General features: G+C 61.7%; 14 protein-coding genes. 6 read left to right on the top strand and 8 right to left on the bottom strand.

Translation table 11 applies throughout. The features are described from left to right. Window positions 1–45: 45 nt before the first annotated feature. Window positions 46–1,158: an enoyl-CoA hydratase/isomerase family protein gene (locus tag K5E37_RS23025; protein ID WP_221535253.1), complete on the bottom strand. Its 1,113-nt coding sequence runs from the start codon at window positions 1,156–1,158 to the stop codon at window positions 46–48. A gap of 132 nt (window positions 1,159–1,290) precedes the next feature. Here K5E37_RS23025 and ung point away from each other — a divergent pair, with 132 nt between their 5' ends. Next, window positions 1,291–1,986, top strand: coding sequence for a uracil-DNA glycosylase (gene ung / locus K5E37_RS23020; protein WP_085605867.1), 696 nt, complete (start codon window positions 1,291–1,293; stop codon window positions 1,984–1,986). A 136-nt stretch (window positions 1,987–2,122) separates the two neighbouring features. Here the strand turns inward: ung and K5E37_RS23015 are convergent, their stop codons facing one another. Genes K5E37_RS23015 through K5E37_RS23000 form a run of 4 tightly spaced genes read right to left on the bottom strand, consistent with a single transcriptional unit; the run spans window position 2,123 to window position 6,163 of the window. After that, on the bottom strand, window positions 2,123–3,160 hold the full coding sequence (locus K5E37_RS23015) for an AbrB family transcriptional regulator (RefSeq protein ID WP_221535252.1): 1,038 nt from the start codon (window positions 3,158–3,160) through the stop codon (window positions 2,123–2,125). Beyond that, window positions 3,153–4,667: a tripartite tricarboxylate transporter permease gene (locus tag K5E37_RS23010; RefSeq protein ID WP_007957974.1), complete on the bottom strand. Its 1,515-nt coding sequence runs from the start codon at window positions 4,665–4,667 to the stop codon at window positions 3,153–3,155. Before K5E37_RS23010 ends, K5E37_RS23015 begins: the two co-directional genes overlap by 8 nt. Before the next feature lies 1 nt (window position 4,668). Further along, window positions 4,669–5,127, bottom strand: a complete 459-nt coding sequence (locus K5E37_RS23005; protein ID WP_007957976.1) for a tripartite tricarboxylate transporter TctB family protein — start codon at window positions 5,125–5,127, stop codon at window positions 4,669–4,671. A 58-nt stretch (window positions 5,128–5,185) separates the two neighbouring features. Further along, window positions 5,186–6,163, bottom strand: coding sequence for a tripartite tricarboxylate transporter substrate binding protein (locus K5E37_RS23000; protein WP_221535251.1), 978 nt, complete (start codon window positions 6,161–6,163; stop codon window positions 5,186–5,188). 450 nt (window positions 6,164–6,613) lie between these two features. Between K5E37_RS23000 and K5E37_RS22995 the strand changes: the two genes are divergently transcribed. Together K5E37_RS22995 and K5E37_RS22990 are read left to right on the top strand one after the other, a co-directional pair. Continuing rightward, the gene (locus K5E37_RS22995; RefSeq protein WP_007957980.1) at window positions 6,614–7,285 is read left to right on the top strand and encodes a response regulator; all 672 of its coding nucleotides are present in this window, start codon (window positions 6,614–6,616) and stop codon (window positions 7,283–7,285) included. Further along, entirely contained in the window at window positions 7,278–8,663 is a 1,386-nt protein-coding gene (locus K5E37_RS22990) for a sensor histidine kinase (RefSeq protein WP_011332897.1), read from the top strand. Before K5E37_RS22995 ends, K5E37_RS22990 begins: the two co-directional genes overlap by 8 nt. Here K5E37_RS22990 and K5E37_RS22985 read toward each other — a convergent pair whose 3' ends face one another. Together K5E37_RS22985 and K5E37_RS22980 are read right to left on the bottom strand one after the other, a co-directional pair. Then, window positions 8,664–9,485 carry an HDOD domain-containing protein gene (locus K5E37_RS22985; RefSeq protein WP_085605533.1) on the bottom strand — a complete coding sequence of 274 codons (822 nt, stop codon included), beginning with the start codon at window positions 9,483–9,485 and terminating at the stop codon, window positions 8,664–8,666. A 35-nt stretch (window positions 9,486–9,520) separates the two neighbouring features. Beyond that, a complete protein-coding gene (locus tag K5E37_RS22980; RefSeq protein WP_085605535.1) occupies window positions 9,521–10,462 on the bottom strand; it encodes a folate-binding protein YgfZ in 942 nt (313 codons plus the stop codon). 149 nt (window positions 10,463–10,611) lie between these two features. On the opposite strand from K5E37_RS22980, the gene K5E37_RS22975 reads away from it, so the two are divergent. Beyond that, window positions 10,612–10,866: a succinate dehydrogenase assembly factor 2 gene (locus K5E37_RS22975; protein WP_007957989.1), complete on the top strand. Its 255-nt coding sequence runs from the start codon at window positions 10,612–10,614 to the stop codon at window positions 10,864–10,866. Beyond that, complete coding sequence (locus tag K5E37_RS22970) at window positions 10,850–11,302, top strand: protein YgfX (RefSeq protein ID WP_085605537.1); 453 nt, start codon at window positions 10,850–10,852, stop codon at window positions 11,300–11,302. The genes K5E37_RS22975 and K5E37_RS22970 overlap by 17 nt, the downstream gene beginning before the upstream one ends. On the opposite strand, the gene nadB is transcribed toward K5E37_RS22970, so the two are convergent. After that, window positions 11,271–12,887, bottom strand: coding sequence for an L-aspartate oxidase (gene nadB, locus K5E37_RS22965; protein ID WP_221535250.1), 1,617 nt, complete (start codon window positions 12,885–12,887; stop codon window positions 11,271–11,273). The genes K5E37_RS22970 and nadB overlap by 32 nt on opposite strands. A gap of 558 nt (window positions 12,888–13,445) precedes the next feature. Here nadB and rpoE point away from each other — a divergent pair. Beyond that, window positions 13,446–14,027, top strand: coding sequence for an RNA polymerase sigma factor RpoE (gene rpoE / locus K5E37_RS22960; protein WP_003172477.1), 582 nt, complete (start codon window positions 13,446–13,448; stop codon window positions 14,025–14,027). Window positions 14,028–14,044 lie beyond the last annotated feature (17 nt).

Here is a 14,044-nt window from a genome sequence, read left to right as displayed (position 1 = left end):
CCGCGACAGAGCTCAAGAAAGTGCCATCGCGGGCAATGATCAGTTTTAGTATTGCGACAGATCCGCCAACGGATGCCGCCCCTCCCAGACCTTGTGAAAGTGCGCCTCGACCACCGCGTCCGGTACCCGGGCGATGTCCGGCCAGTGCCAGTGCGGTTTGTGATCCTTGTCGATCAGCCGCGCCCGGACCCCTTCGCTGAACTCCGGATGTCGGCAGCAATTGAGGCTCAGGGTGTATTCCATCTGAAAGACTTCGGCCAGCGACAAGTGGCGGGCACGGATGATCTGTTCCCAGACCAGATGCGCCGTCAGTGGCGAACCTTCATTCATGGTTTTCGCCGCACGGGCAATCAACAGGTCGCTGCTGTCCCGATGCAGGCTGATGGCTTTCCAGGCGCAGGTTACGTCGCTGACATCCAGCCATTCATCGATCTGCTGCCGACGCGGCAGCCATTGCGCCTCAGGCATTTGCGCCACGGCTTCCTGCTGCAGCGCCTTGAGCAGGCTGTTGAGCTGCATGGCGGTCTGTTCCTGCCAGTTCAACTGCAACAAGCCGTCGATCAGTTCCTGCTGCTGTTCGTCGAGCAGGAAGCGGTCGGCCAGATCCAGATCGATCGCATCGCGGCCGTTCATGTGTGCGCCGGTCAGGCCGAGGAACAAACCGAGCTTGCCCGGCAGTCGTGACAGGAACCAACTGGCGCCGACATCCGGGTACAGGCCGATGCTGATTTCCGGCATCGCCAGTCGACTGCTCGGCGTGACGATCCGGATGCTCGCGCCTTGCAGCAGGCCCATGCCGCCGCCGAGCACATAGCCATGGCCCCAGCAGATCAACGGTTTCGGGTAAGTATGCAGGCTGTAATCCAGACGGTATTCAGCGTTGAAAAACTGTGCGGCCAGCGGCGGTACTTCACCGGGATGGGCGCGACAGGCTTCCACCAGGCTGCGCACTTCGCCGCCGGCGCAGAACGCCTTGGCGCCGTTGCCGCGCAGCAGCACGCAGACGATTTGCGGATCCTTGGCCCAGGCGTTCAGTTTGTCGCTCAGGGCGTGGATCATCGGCAGGGACAGCGCATTGAGCGACTTTTCGGCATCCAGCGTGGCCACGCCGATGCGCGCGCCGTCGGTGCCGGTGAGTTCTTCGAAGTGCAGATTCATCGTGACCTCGATCGGGAATTTGAACGATCAGTATGATCGCTGTGTGGGAAAGTGCCGGATCTGCGTCAGATCAATTGACAAGCGTGGTCGGCTTTCCTAGGGTTCGCCCCATTGTTTTTGCCGGGTATGACCATGACTGCTGACGACCGTATCAAACTCGAACCGAGCTGGAAGGAGGCACTGCGTGCCGAATTCGACCAGCCTTACATGGCAGAGTTGCGCACTTTTCTGCAGCAGGAGCGGGCGGCCGGCAAGGAAATCTATCCGCCGGGCCCGATGATCTTCAACGCGTTGAATTCGACGCCGCTGGACAAGGTGAAAGTGGTCATCCTAGGCCAGGACCCGTACCACGGCCCGGGCCAGGCCCACGGCTTGTGCTTCTCGGTGCAACCGGGCGTGCCGGCGCCGCCGTCGCTGGTCAACATCTATAAAGAGCTGAAGCGCGACCTGAACATCGACATCCCCAACCACGGCTATCTGCAGAGCTGGGCCGATCAGGGCGTGTTGATGCTCAACACCACCATGACCGTCGAACGCGCCAACGCCAATGCGCACAAGGACAAGGGCTGGCAGTTCTTTACGGACCGGATCATCGAAGTGGTCAGCCAGCAGCAACCGCATCTGGTGTTCATGCTCTGGGGCGCTCATGCGCAGAGCAAGCAGAAGCTGATCGACGCCACCAAACATCTGGTGCTGACGTCGGTGCATCCGTCACCGCTGTCGGCCTATCGCGGCTTTCTCGGTTGCGGACACTTCAGTCGCACCAACAAATTCCTCGAGCAGAACGGCGAAGCGCCGATCGAGTGGCGCCTGCCGTCGGTGGTCTGAAACTCAGGGCTGGCAGCTAATCTCGTTCCCATGCTTTGCGTGGGAACGCCTCAATGGACGCTCTGCGTCCGCTTTGGGACGCGGAGCGTCCCAGGCTGCATTCCCACGCAGAGCGTGGGAACGATCAGTAACCGGATCAGGCTTCGGAATTACGGTTCCAGTATTTGAACAACGGTTCCGCCAGAAACAGCACGAACAACAGCCGCATCACCTGCATCGCCGTCACCAGCGGCACCGACAGTTGCAGGGTTTCTGCGGTCAGGCTCATCTCGGCGATCCCGCCGGGCATCATGCCCAAGGTCAGCGAACGCAGATCCAGGTGGGTCAGTGCACTCAGCCCCAACGCCGCCAGTGTCGCGATCAACATGGTCAGCGCCGTGCCGATCAGCGTGCGGCCCATGAACGACGGTGCGCGGCGGAAGAACTGCCGGTTGAAGTGACAACCCAGCCCGCTGCCGATCAGCCACTGGCCGATCTGACTGCCACCGTTGGGCAAACCGATGTGCAGATCCCAGCCGATGCTCACTGCCGCGCTGACCAGCAGCGGGCCGAACAGCCAAGGGTTGGGTTGACGCAGACGTTGCCAGAGCCAGGCGAGCAGGCCACCCGCCGGAAAAAGAATCGCCAGCCAGCGCCAGTCGACGCTGCCAGCGTGTGAAATCGGAGTGCCGTCACCCAGCAGATATTTGAACGCCGCCGGAACACACAACACCACCACCAACACCCGCAGACTCTGCCCGGCCGCGACATGGCTGAGCATCGCGCCGTTGCGGGCGCCGAGGTTGACCATCTCGCCGGAGCCGCCAGGCATGCTGGAGAAAAACGCCGTGGCGCGATCTTCGCCGGTGCGGCGCATCAGCCACACGCCGACCACCGCCGACAGGCTGGTGACCAGCGCGCCGAAGAAGATCAGGCCGAAGTGGCTGAGCACCTGCTCCATCACCAGTGGGGTGAAGTGCAGGCCGATGCCGATACCGACGATCCATTGGCCGCACTTGCGGCCGCCAGGGATTTCAGCCAATTGCCATGGGGTCAGGCAGCGCACCAGGATGATCGCCAGCAACGAGCCGACCATCCACGGCAGCGGCCAGCCGATCTGGCTGGCGATGTAACCGCCAAGCAGACCGACCAGCGGGGTTCCCCACCACTGTTTCAACGAGGAGCGATCAAACATCGGCAATCGCGTTCCGGGCAGCGGAGCGACGGCGCCAGATGCGCAGCAGCGGGAACGCCAGCATCAGCGCGGTCAGCACCCAGACACCGAAGGTGATCGGGCTCGACCAGAGGATGTCCAGCGCACCGTTGGAAATCGACAGCGCCCGGCGCAGGTTCTGCTCCATCAGGCCGCCGAGGATGAAGCCCAGCAGGACTGGCGACAGCGGGAAATCCAGTTTGCGCAGGATGTAGCCGAAGATGCCGATGCCGACCATCAGGAACAGGTCGAACGTGGTCGCGTGCACGGCGTAGACGCCGATCCCGGTAATGATCGCGATCACCGGCACCAATGCCCAGTTCGGCACGGCGAGGATGCGGGTGAAGATGCGGATCATCGGGATGTTCAGGATCACCAGCATGATGTTGGCGATGAACAGCGAGGCGATCAGGCCCCAGACGATGTCCGGCTGTTGCTGGAACAGCAGCGGGCCGGGGGTGATGTTGTACAGCGACAGGGCGCCGATCATCACCGCCGTGGTGCCCGAACCCGGAACACCGAGAGTCAGCATCGGCACCAGCGCGCCGCAAGCGGAGGCGCCGATGGCGGTTTCTGGCGCAGCGAGGCCGCGGGCGTCGCCTTGACCAAACTTGCCGCTGGCACCGGCGATGCGCTTCTCGGTCATGTAGGCCACGGCGCTGGCGAGGGTCGCACCGGCACCCGGCAACACGCCCATGATGAAGCCGAGCAGGCCGCAACGGATGTTCACCACGAACACCGACGCCGCTTCCTTGAAGTTGAACATCATCCGCCCAGTGGCTTTCACCGCTTCCTGGCCACGATGGGTTTTCTCCAGCAGCAGAAGGATTTCGCTGATCGAGAACAGGCCCAGCACCAGCACCACGAACTGAATGCCGTCAGTCAGATGAATGTTGTCGCCGGTGAAGCGGTAGACACCGCTGTTGGCGTCGATGCCGACGCTGGACAGGAACAGACCGATCAACGCCGCGATGAAGGTTTTCAACGGTCGGTCACCGGCCATGCCGCCCAGGCAGACAATCGCGAACACCATCAATACGAAGTATTCCGCCGGCCCGAAGGCTATCGCCCATTTCGCCAGCAGCGGCGCGAACAGCACCATGCCACAGGTGGCGATGAAGGCGCCGATGAACGAGCTCCACGCCGACAACGATAGCGCCACGCCAGCCAGGCCTTTGCGGGCCATCGGGTAACCGTCGAGGGTGGTCATCACGGTGGAGGCTTCGCCCGGAATGTTCAGCAGGATCGAGCTGATCCGGCCGCCGTATTCGCAACCCAGATAAACCGCCGCCAGCAGGATCAGTGCCGACTCCGGCGGCAGGCCGAGGGCGAATGCAATCGGGATCAGCAACGCCACGCCATTGATCGGGCCCAGGCCCGGCAACAACCCGACCACGGTGCCGATCAGCGTGCCGGTCAGGGCTGTGACCAGGTTGTACGGACTCAGCGCGACGCCGAAGCCCTGACCCAAATAACCGAGAGTATCCATATCAGTTCTCCAGAACGTCGAGCAGGCCGAGGGGCAGCGGTACGTCCATCACGCGGTCGAACAGCACGTACAAACCGATCGCCATCAGCGTCGTGACAATGACGCTGGGCACCCAGCGCCCGCCATACAGGCGCGCCATCGGGATGCCGATCAGAATGCTGCTGAGGATGAAGCCCAGCGGTTCGAACAAGCCGGCGAACACCAGCAGCAGGGCGACGCAGATCGAGATCTTGGTCAGGGTTTCGCGATCCAGCGGCGGCTCGTCCTCACTGTGTTTGATGGGCGCCGGACGAAACACCATGTACAGCAGCGCCAGGCCCATCAGGCCCAGCATCAGCAGGGGGAATGCCCGAGGGCCGACCGGTTCGTAGGAAAAAGCCGCCTGATACGGCCAGGCCATCAGTGCCAGGCTGGCGCAGACCAGCAACAGCACCGAGGCAAAAATGCGTTGAATAAGCATGGGGAGCTCCTGGGCCACGACCCTGCGAGGCAGGGCCGTGAGCACTAGACAGAGACGATCACTGAATCAGGCCGAACTCTTTGGCCAGCACCTTGTAGTCCGCCACTTGTTTCTTGACGTAGGTGTCCAGCTCGGGACCGGTCATGGCGAACGGGAAGAGTTCACGCTGATCGCGCAGCTTGGCGAAGTCTTCCGAGGCCAGCAGTTTGTCGAAGGAGTCTTTCCACCAGGCGTAGTCTTCGTCGCTGACTTTTGGCCCGAGGTAGAAACCGCGTACCACTGGCCAGACGATGTCGTAGCCCTGTTCGCGGGCGGTCGGGATGTCCTTCATTTCCGGCTCGTCCAGGCGTTTCTCGGCAAACACGGCCAGCAGGCGCATGTCACCGCTCTGGATATGCGGCATGGAGTCGGAGATGTCGGTACTGCCGACCTGGATGTGGCCGCCGAGCAGCGCGGTGGCGATCTCGCCGCCACCTTCGAGGGCGACGTAACGCAGGTCGCGCGGGTTGATCCCGGCGGCTTTGGCGATCAGTGCGGTCTGCATCCAGTCCTGGCTGCCGACGGTGCCGCCGGAACCGATCACCACAGCGCTCGGATCTTTCTTCAGCGCCTGCACGAGATCGTCGAGCGTTTTGTAGGGCGAATCGCTTTTCACGGCGATGGCGCCATAGCTGGTGCCGACCGCTGCCAGCCAGCGCACGTTGGTTTCATCGAACCGACCGAACTTGCCCTGGGCCAGGTTCAGCAACGAACCGCTGGACCACGCCACCAGAGTGCCCGCATCGGCGGGACGCTGCGCCACAACGGCGTTGTACGCCACCGCGCCGACGCCGCCAGGCATATAGGTCACGCGCATCGGTTTGGTCAGCAGTTTTTCGTTGACCAGCGCGCTTTGCGCCAGTTTGCAGGTCAGGTCGAAACCGCCGCCGGGGGAGGCGGGGGCGATGCATTCCGGACGTTTCGGTTCGGCCATCAGTTGGCCGGCGAACAGCACGCAACCGGCGGCGAGGGCGAAACGGCGCAGGGATCGGTTCATGAGTGTCTCCACGGGAGTTGTTGTTTTTGGGGATGTTTCAGGTGCGGCAGTTTCGCGCGCGCAGGCTAACAGGCTCAGACCCGGACGGGTTGAACGCCGTGCAGCCGACGATCGCGCTGACAAGCGAAAACGGGGAAATTCGAGAGGAAGAATGAAACGGGTCAACCTGAAGCTGTGTGGACAGCATGGTGCAGTACCTCGTTATTGTTCTTATTGGCGAAAACGCATCGAGGCGTTTTTCGAGAGCTACGTTTTGAAGCTACGGTGTAAGGACAGACAAAACGGCGAAGGTCGGCAGTCGGGACCCTCGGTGAAGCGACTCTAACGGCCCAACCTTTCGCTAACCTTTCAGTATTCTTTCGCGTGTTTTCGGGCTTCACAGTGGCGGTTGCGGCTGTAAACTCCGCCGCAAAGAATGGCGTCGGCCATCCCTGAATGAGGTAGAGATCCATGCGTGTCCTGCTCGTCGAAGACCATTTGCCGCTGGCCGAAAGCGTCGCCCAGGCGCTCAAGAGCACCGGTCTGACCGTGGACGTCTTGCACGATGGCGTGGCTGCCGATCTGGCCCTGGGCAGCGAGGAATACGCGGTGGCGATCCTCGATGTCGGCCTGCCGCGCATGGACGGTTTCGAAGTGCTGGCGCGCCTGCGGGCCCGGGGCAAGAACCTTCCGGTGCTGATGCTGACCGCTCGCAGCGACGTCAAGGATCGGGTCCATGGGCTCAATCTTGGGGCCGACGATTATCTGGCCAAACCGTTCGAACTCACCGAACTCGAAGCGCGGGTCAAAGCCCTGTTGCGCCGTAGCGTGCTCGGCGGCGAACGCCAGCAGCGTTGCGGTGTGCTGGCCTATGACCTCGACACCCGACGCTTCACACTCGGCGATGAATTGCTGACGCTGACCTCTCGCGAACAGGCAGTGCTCGAAGCGCTGATTGCCCGTCCGGGTCGGGTGATGAGCAAGGAGCAACTGGCTGCGCAGGTGTTCGGCCTAGACGAAGAGGCCAGCCCCGACGCCATCGAAATCTACGTGCATCGCCTGCGCAAGAAACTCGACGGCCATTCAGTGGCCATCGTGACCTTCCGAGGCCTGGGCTATCTGCTGGAAAGCCGCGATGCATAAGCCCAGCAGCCTGCGCTGGCGGTTGCTGTGGAACCTCGCGCTGCTGCTGGTGGTGTTGATGCTCGCCAGCGGATTGAGCGCGTACTGGAACGGTCGCGAAGCTGCCGACACCGCCTACGACCGCACGCTGCTGGCCTCGGCGCGGACCATTGCTGCCGGTCTGTCGCAGCGTGATGGCAGTCTCAGTGCCGACGTGCCGTATGTGGCGCTCGATACCTTTGCCTACGACAGTGCGGGTCGCATCTATTACCAGGTCAACGACATCAACCAGAAGTTGATTTCCGGCTATGAAAATCTGCCCGGCCCACCACCGGGCACCCCGAGAACCGACAGCTATCCCGCCCTGGCGCGCTTTTACGATGCGAAATATCAGGGGCAGAACGTGCGTGTGGTGAGTCTGCTAAAAGCGGTCAGCGAGCCGAACATGAACGGCATGGCGGAAATCCGTGTTGCCGAAACCGACGAGGCGCGCGTCAGCATGGCCCGCAGTCTGGCGGCCGATACCTTGCTGCGACTGGGCATGCTGGCAATTGGCGCGTTGTTGCTGGTGTGGTTTGCGGTGAGTGCGGCGCTGCGGCCGATCGAGCGTTTGCGCACGGCAGTGGAAGAGCGTCAGCCCGATGACCTGCGGCCGTTGCCGCTGGTGGAAGTGCAACACGAGTTGTGGCCGCTGGTGCGGGCGCTCAATCACTTTACCGAACGCCTGCGCGGGCAATTCGAGCGGCAGGCGCAATTCATCGCCGATGCGGCCCATGAACTGCGTACGCCACTGGCGGCGCTCAAGGCGCGACTTGAACTGGGCTTGCGCTCGAACGAACCGCAGACCTGGCGCGACACCTTGGAATCCTCGGCGCAAAGCACGGATCGCCTGACCCATCTGGCCAACCAGTTGCTGTCGCTTGCCCGGGTGGAAAACGGCGCCCGGGCGATCGCCGAGGGCGGTGCGCAGTTGCTCGATCTGAGTCAGTTGGCCCGGGAGCTGGGGATGGCCATGGCGCCGCTGGCCCACGCGCGTGGAGTCGCGCTGGCGCTGGAAGCGGACGAACCGGTGTGGCTGCGCGGCGAGCCGACGTTGCTCAACGAGTTGCTGAGCAATCTGGTGGACAACGCGCTGGCGCACACGCCGCCGGGCGGCAACGTGATTCTGCGGGTCACGGCGCCGGCGGTGCTGGAGGTTGAAGATGATGGGCCGGGCATTCCGCTGGAAGAGCGGGATCGGGTGTTCGAGCGCTTTTACCGGCGCAACCAGCAGGTGGCCGGTTCCGGGCTGGGGCTGGCGATTGTCGGGGAAATCTGCCGCGCGCATCTGGCGCAGATCAGTCTGCACGATGGCGAGCAGGCGGGTTTGAAGGTGCGGGTGAGTTTTGTCGCCGGTTGATCAGTAGAACATCGACCGGGATTCTTCCAGATCGGCGCACAGCGCCTTGTTTTCCGGATCGATGCCGAGCTTGCGGAATGCCGGCACGCTGAACGGATCGATGCGAGCCATCGGGTGATCGGTGTCCTTGTGGCAATACAGGCTGGCCACTTGCACGATGTCGACGTAATCGATCTGCTGCGATTCGCGCTTGAGATCCTGATACAGCCCCGGCAACTCCACCAATCGCTCGGGAAATTCCCAGACCCGCAGCAGCTTGTCGCCGAGCAACGGGTGAATGTGGTCGATCACGTGGTTGAGGCTCACCGGATCGGACAGCAATTCGTAGTGGTCTTCGGCGTAGGTCAGGATCGGCAGCACGCCGATCTGATGAACCAGCCCACCGAGCGCAGCCTGATCGGGTTTGAGCTGGGTGTAGCGGCGGCACAGCGCGTAGCTGACGCCGGCGATCTCCAGGCTCTTGCGCCAGACTTCGCGCATCTTCTGTTCGACCACGTCGGAGCGGGCGTGGAAGATCTGCTCCATCACCAGACCGATCGCCAGGTTGCTGCTGTAATTGACGCCGAGCCGGGTGATGGCGGTGTGCAGGTCGGTGACTTCCTGAGTGGCGCGCAGCAGCGGGCTGTTGACCACTTTGATCAGGCGCGCCGACAGCGCCGTGTCGCGGCCGATCACTTTGCTCAGGTCGCTGACGCTGATATCCGGGTCTTCAGCGGCCTTGCGAATCTGCAGGGCCACTTCCGGTAACGTTGGCAGAACCAGGTCATCGTTATCGATGGCCTCAACCAAATCCTGTTGGACCTTATCCGCCAGCTCACTCATGTCGTTTCTCTAGGGTGTTGCAACAAATGCTGCGATCAACGCTGGATTTCGCGGTCGCGATCCAGTTCGTAAGGCAGGTCGAGCAAGTGCAGCGCCGGACCTTCGGCCGTGCCCAGATGCAAATCGCCTGCGTCGGCAGCTTCGGCCTGCAACACCGCCAGCAGTTCAATATTCTTTTCGGTACGGGCGGCCAGCACCACTTCGCCGATGGAGCTGCCGTGGCTCGGGGCGAACAGCGGGGTTCCCGGCTCCGGCAATTCACTGGCGTCCAGTTGCACGCGGTACAGGCGACGCTTGAGTTTGCCCAGGTACTGCATGCGCGCGACGATTTCCTGGCCGGTGTAGCAGCCTTTCTTGAAGCTCACACCGCCGACAGCTTGCAGGTTGAGCATCTGCGGGATGAACAGCTCGCGGGTGCTCGGCATGACCTGGCCGATACCGGCGCGGATCTGTCCCAGCAGCCATTGATTGAGTTCGCCTTCGGTCAATTGCGCGGACAGCTTGCCTTTGACTGTGTCGGCCTGATCGGCGGGCACCCAAAGTTCGGCACGGTTAGGGGAGACGCGAATCGCGATCAGCCCTTCGTGGCGAACCACGCTGTCGGTGTCTGCCGGAAGTTCCAGACTCAGGCTGCTCAGGGCAGCATCGCCATGATCCAGACCGAAGCGCACCCAGGAGGCGCTTTCGTCGGTCAGTTTCGATTTGGAGAACACTGCGTACTTCTTCAGATCCGCCAGTTGCGGCTCCAGCAGCTCGCCGGCCATCGCCAGCAGCACGCCGTCGCCATCAAGCACGATGCGGAAACTCGACTGCATCCGGCCTTTCTGCGTGCAACGGGCACCAAGGCTGGCCTGGGTTTCACTCAGGTAATTGATGTTGCAGGTCAGCTGGCCTTGCAGGAATTTGCCGGCATCCGCGCCGCGAACCGCGAGAACGCCTTCATGAGAGAGGGTGCAGAAAAAAGCAGAATCGGCCATGGGTCATCGCAGGGTAAATAGACTGGGGCACATCATAAGGGGGTGGTGTTGAAATGGGTAGTTGATAAAGGATCGGTGGTGCCCGACCAAAGCCGACTGTTCGACCCGCTTCGGGCCTGTATACTTGCGGCCTATTTGAGGAGGGCTCCATGGTCGAACAAGTTGAACTGAATCGCCTCTTTTGGCACAGCCGTCGCGGCATGCTGGAACTCGACGTGTTGCTGGTGCCGTTCGTGAAAGAGGTCTACGCCAATCTGAACGAGGTGGATCGCGCGCTGTATGTCCGCCTGCTCGAGTGCGAGGATCAGGACATGTTCGGCTGGTTCATGGAGCGCAGCGAATCGGAAGATCCCGAGCTGCAACGCATGGTTCGCATGATTCTGGATCGTGTCCAGCCCAAGTAACACGTTCGAATGCCGCTGGCATGCCTCACGGCAGTTGCTGGCGGCGTATCTTCTGGCCCAGGCATTCGCGCTGGGTTCTTTGTTTCTGTTATCGATTCCATTCTGGGCCGGGTTGCTCGGGGCATTCGCGTGTCTCGCCCATGCTGCCTGGGTGTTGCCGCGGCAGATCCTGCTGAGTCATCCCGAGGCATTTTGCGGATTGCGTCGGGACGCCGATGGCTGGCAGCTGTGGAACAAGGCCGATGGTTGGCAAGCGGTGCAATTGCGCCCGGACAGCCTGGCGCTGCCACTGATCGTGGTGCTGCGCTTTCGATTGTGCGGTGAACGGCGGGTCAGGTCGTTCTGTATGCCCCGAGACTCGCAGGCGGCGGATCTGCACCGACGCCTGCGGGTACGCCTCAAGTTCAGCCGACGTAGGTGGGCGGCACCAGAATAGTGTCGAGCGCTTCGGGCAGCAGGTCCGGGTAGTCGAGGGTGTAATGCAGGCCTCGGCTCTCCTTGCGCTCCATGGCCGAGCGGATCATCAGTTCCGCTACCTGCGCCAGGTTGCGCAACTCGATCAGATCACGGCTGACTTTATAGTTGCTGTAGAACTCGTCGATTTCGTCCAGCAGCAGGCGCACGCGATGCTGTGCCCGTTGCAGGCGCTTGTTGGTGCGCACGATGCCCACGTAGTCCCACATGAACCGCCGCAATTCGTCCCAGTTGTGGGCGATGATCACGTCTTCATCGGAGTCGGTCACCTGGCTGGCGTCCCAGGCGGGCAGGGCGCGCGGGATCGCGACCTCAGGCAGTTGCTCGAGAATGTCCGCCGCTGCCGAACGGGCGTAGACGAAGCATTCGAGCAGCGAGTTGCTGGCCATGCGGTTGGCGCCGTGCAGGCCGGTGAAGCTGGTTTCGCCGATGGCGTACAGGCCGGGCACGTCGGTGCGGCCCTGTTGATCGACCATCACGCCGCCGCAGGTGTAGTGTGCGGCCGGTACGACCGGGATCGGCTGTTTGGTGATGTCGATGCCGAAGCCGAGGCAGCGCTCGTAGACGGTCGGGAAGTGCGATTGGATGAAGGCTTCGGGCTTGTGGCTGATGTCGAGGTAGACGCAATCGACACCCAGGCGCTTCATTTCGTGGTCGATGGCTCGGGCGACGATGTCCCGTGGCGCCAGTTCTGCACGTGAGTCGAAGCGCTGCATGAAGCGTTCGCCGTTCGGCAGCTTCAAATGGGCGCCTTCGCCGCGCAGGGCTTCGGTTACCAGAAAGCTCTTGGCTTGCGGGTGATAGAGGCAGGTGGGGTGGAACTGGTTGAACTCCAGGTTCGCCACCCGGCAACCCGAACGCCAGGCCATGGCGATGCCATCACCGCAGGCACCGTCAGGGTTGCTTGTATATAGATAGACTTTGGCAGCGCCGCCGGACGCCAGGATCACGAAGCGTGCGCCGAAGGTATCGACTTCCCCGGTTTTGCGGTTGAGCACGTAGGCGCCGAGGCAACGTTCGCCTTCCAGACCCAGCCGGCGCTCGGTGATCAGATCGACCGCTACCCGCTGTTCGAGCAATTCGATGTTCGGGCGTTCTTTGGCCTGGGCCAGCAGGGTGGTGAAAATGGCAGCGCCAGTGGCATCGGCTGCGTGGATGATCCGTCGATGGCTGTGGCCGCCTTCGCGGGTCAGGTGGAATTCGAAACCGCCGTCTTCCGTGCCGGACTGTTCGTCACGAGTGAACGGCACGCCCTGGTCGATCAGCCACTGGATCGCTTCCTTGCTGTGCTCGACGGTGAAACGCACGGCGTCTTCATGGCACAGGCCGCCGCCGGCATTGAGGGTGTCATCGACATGGGACTCGACGGTGTCGGTATCATCCAGCACGGCCGCGACGCCACCTTGTGCCCAATAGGTCGAGCCGTTGGCGAGGTCGCCTTTGCTCAGTACGGCGATGCGCAAGTGACCGGGCAGGGTCAGCGCGAGACTCAAACCGGCAGCGCCGCTGCCAATCACCAGAACATCGTGTTGAAACTGTTGGCTCATTTCAGGATTCCGCTCAAAGCGACCCGGGTCGGGGTTGGCGCAGGACAGGCGGATGGGCGAGTCGAGACAGCCACACAGCCCACTAGTATATAGAGGGGTGGGGCGGCACAATAGCCGGGCCGATATGGCATTGTGAAACTACCGTGACGAAAAAATACCGACGCTTTGTCGGATGTTTTTTTCAGCGGTTTTGGGAAAAAGCGACTGTATCGCAGATGAAACACGCTTTTTCCGCTCACGGTTGCACAATGTCGGCGCGGCACGTCTATAAATATTTGGAACTTTTGCCAGAGGCCCAAGATCAATAGACAGTTGCCCGAAACAAGGGACAGTGTCGGCTTCAATGCGGAACCTGCGGTTGGGTTCTTGCCGGCGAGCCGATGACAAGATTATTCGCGCAGCCGGTTCATCCCGCGCTGCGTTTTTCGTGCGTGCCAAATCAGAGCCCGCAGGAAACTTGCTTGGAGGGGGAGAACTTTTGCGAAAAGCCCGAGTCTATGTTTGCAAGTCCGGTCGTTTGGTCATGCAAGCCTCCTCCGAGTTTATCGAGGAGTGTTCATGCTAACCCAGGAAGAGGATCAGCAGCTGGTCGAACGCGTTCAGCGTGGCGACAAGCGAGCTTTCGATCTGCTGGTGCTGAAGTATCAGCACAAAATTCTCGGGTTGATCGTGCGTTTTGTGCACGACACCCATGAAGCCCAGGACGTCGCACAAGAAGCCTTTATCAAGGCGTATCGAGCGCTTGGAAATTTCCGCGGCGACAGTGCGTTTTATACGTGGCTGTACCGCATCGCCATTAACACGGCGAAGAACTATCTGGTTTCACGCGGCCGTCGGCCGCCGGATAGCGATGTAAGTTCCGAGGATGCAGAGTTCTATGACGGCGATCACGGCCTGAAAGATCTCGAGTCACCTGAACGTGCATTGCTGCGGGATGAGATCGAAGGCACCGTCCATCGAACCATTCAGCAACTGCCAGAGGATTTGCGCACGGCGTTAACTTTGCGCGAATTCGATGGTCTGAGTTACGAGGACATCGCGAGCGTCATGCAATGTCCGGTTGGTACCGTGCGCTCCCGGATTTTCCGCGCCCGGGAGGCCATCGATAAAGCCCTGCAGCCGTTGTTGCAGGAAAACTAAAGACAGCGGCGACAGCC

This window comes from Pseudomonas sp. RIT778, from assembly GCF_019718735.1.
Classification (GTDB): Bacteria; Pseudomonadota; Gammaproteobacteria; order Pseudomonadales; family Pseudomonadaceae; genus Aquipseudomonas; species Aquipseudomonas aphyarum.
Note: the sequence above shows the minus strand (reverse complement) of the source record. Positions and strands in the feature narration are given on the sequence as shown.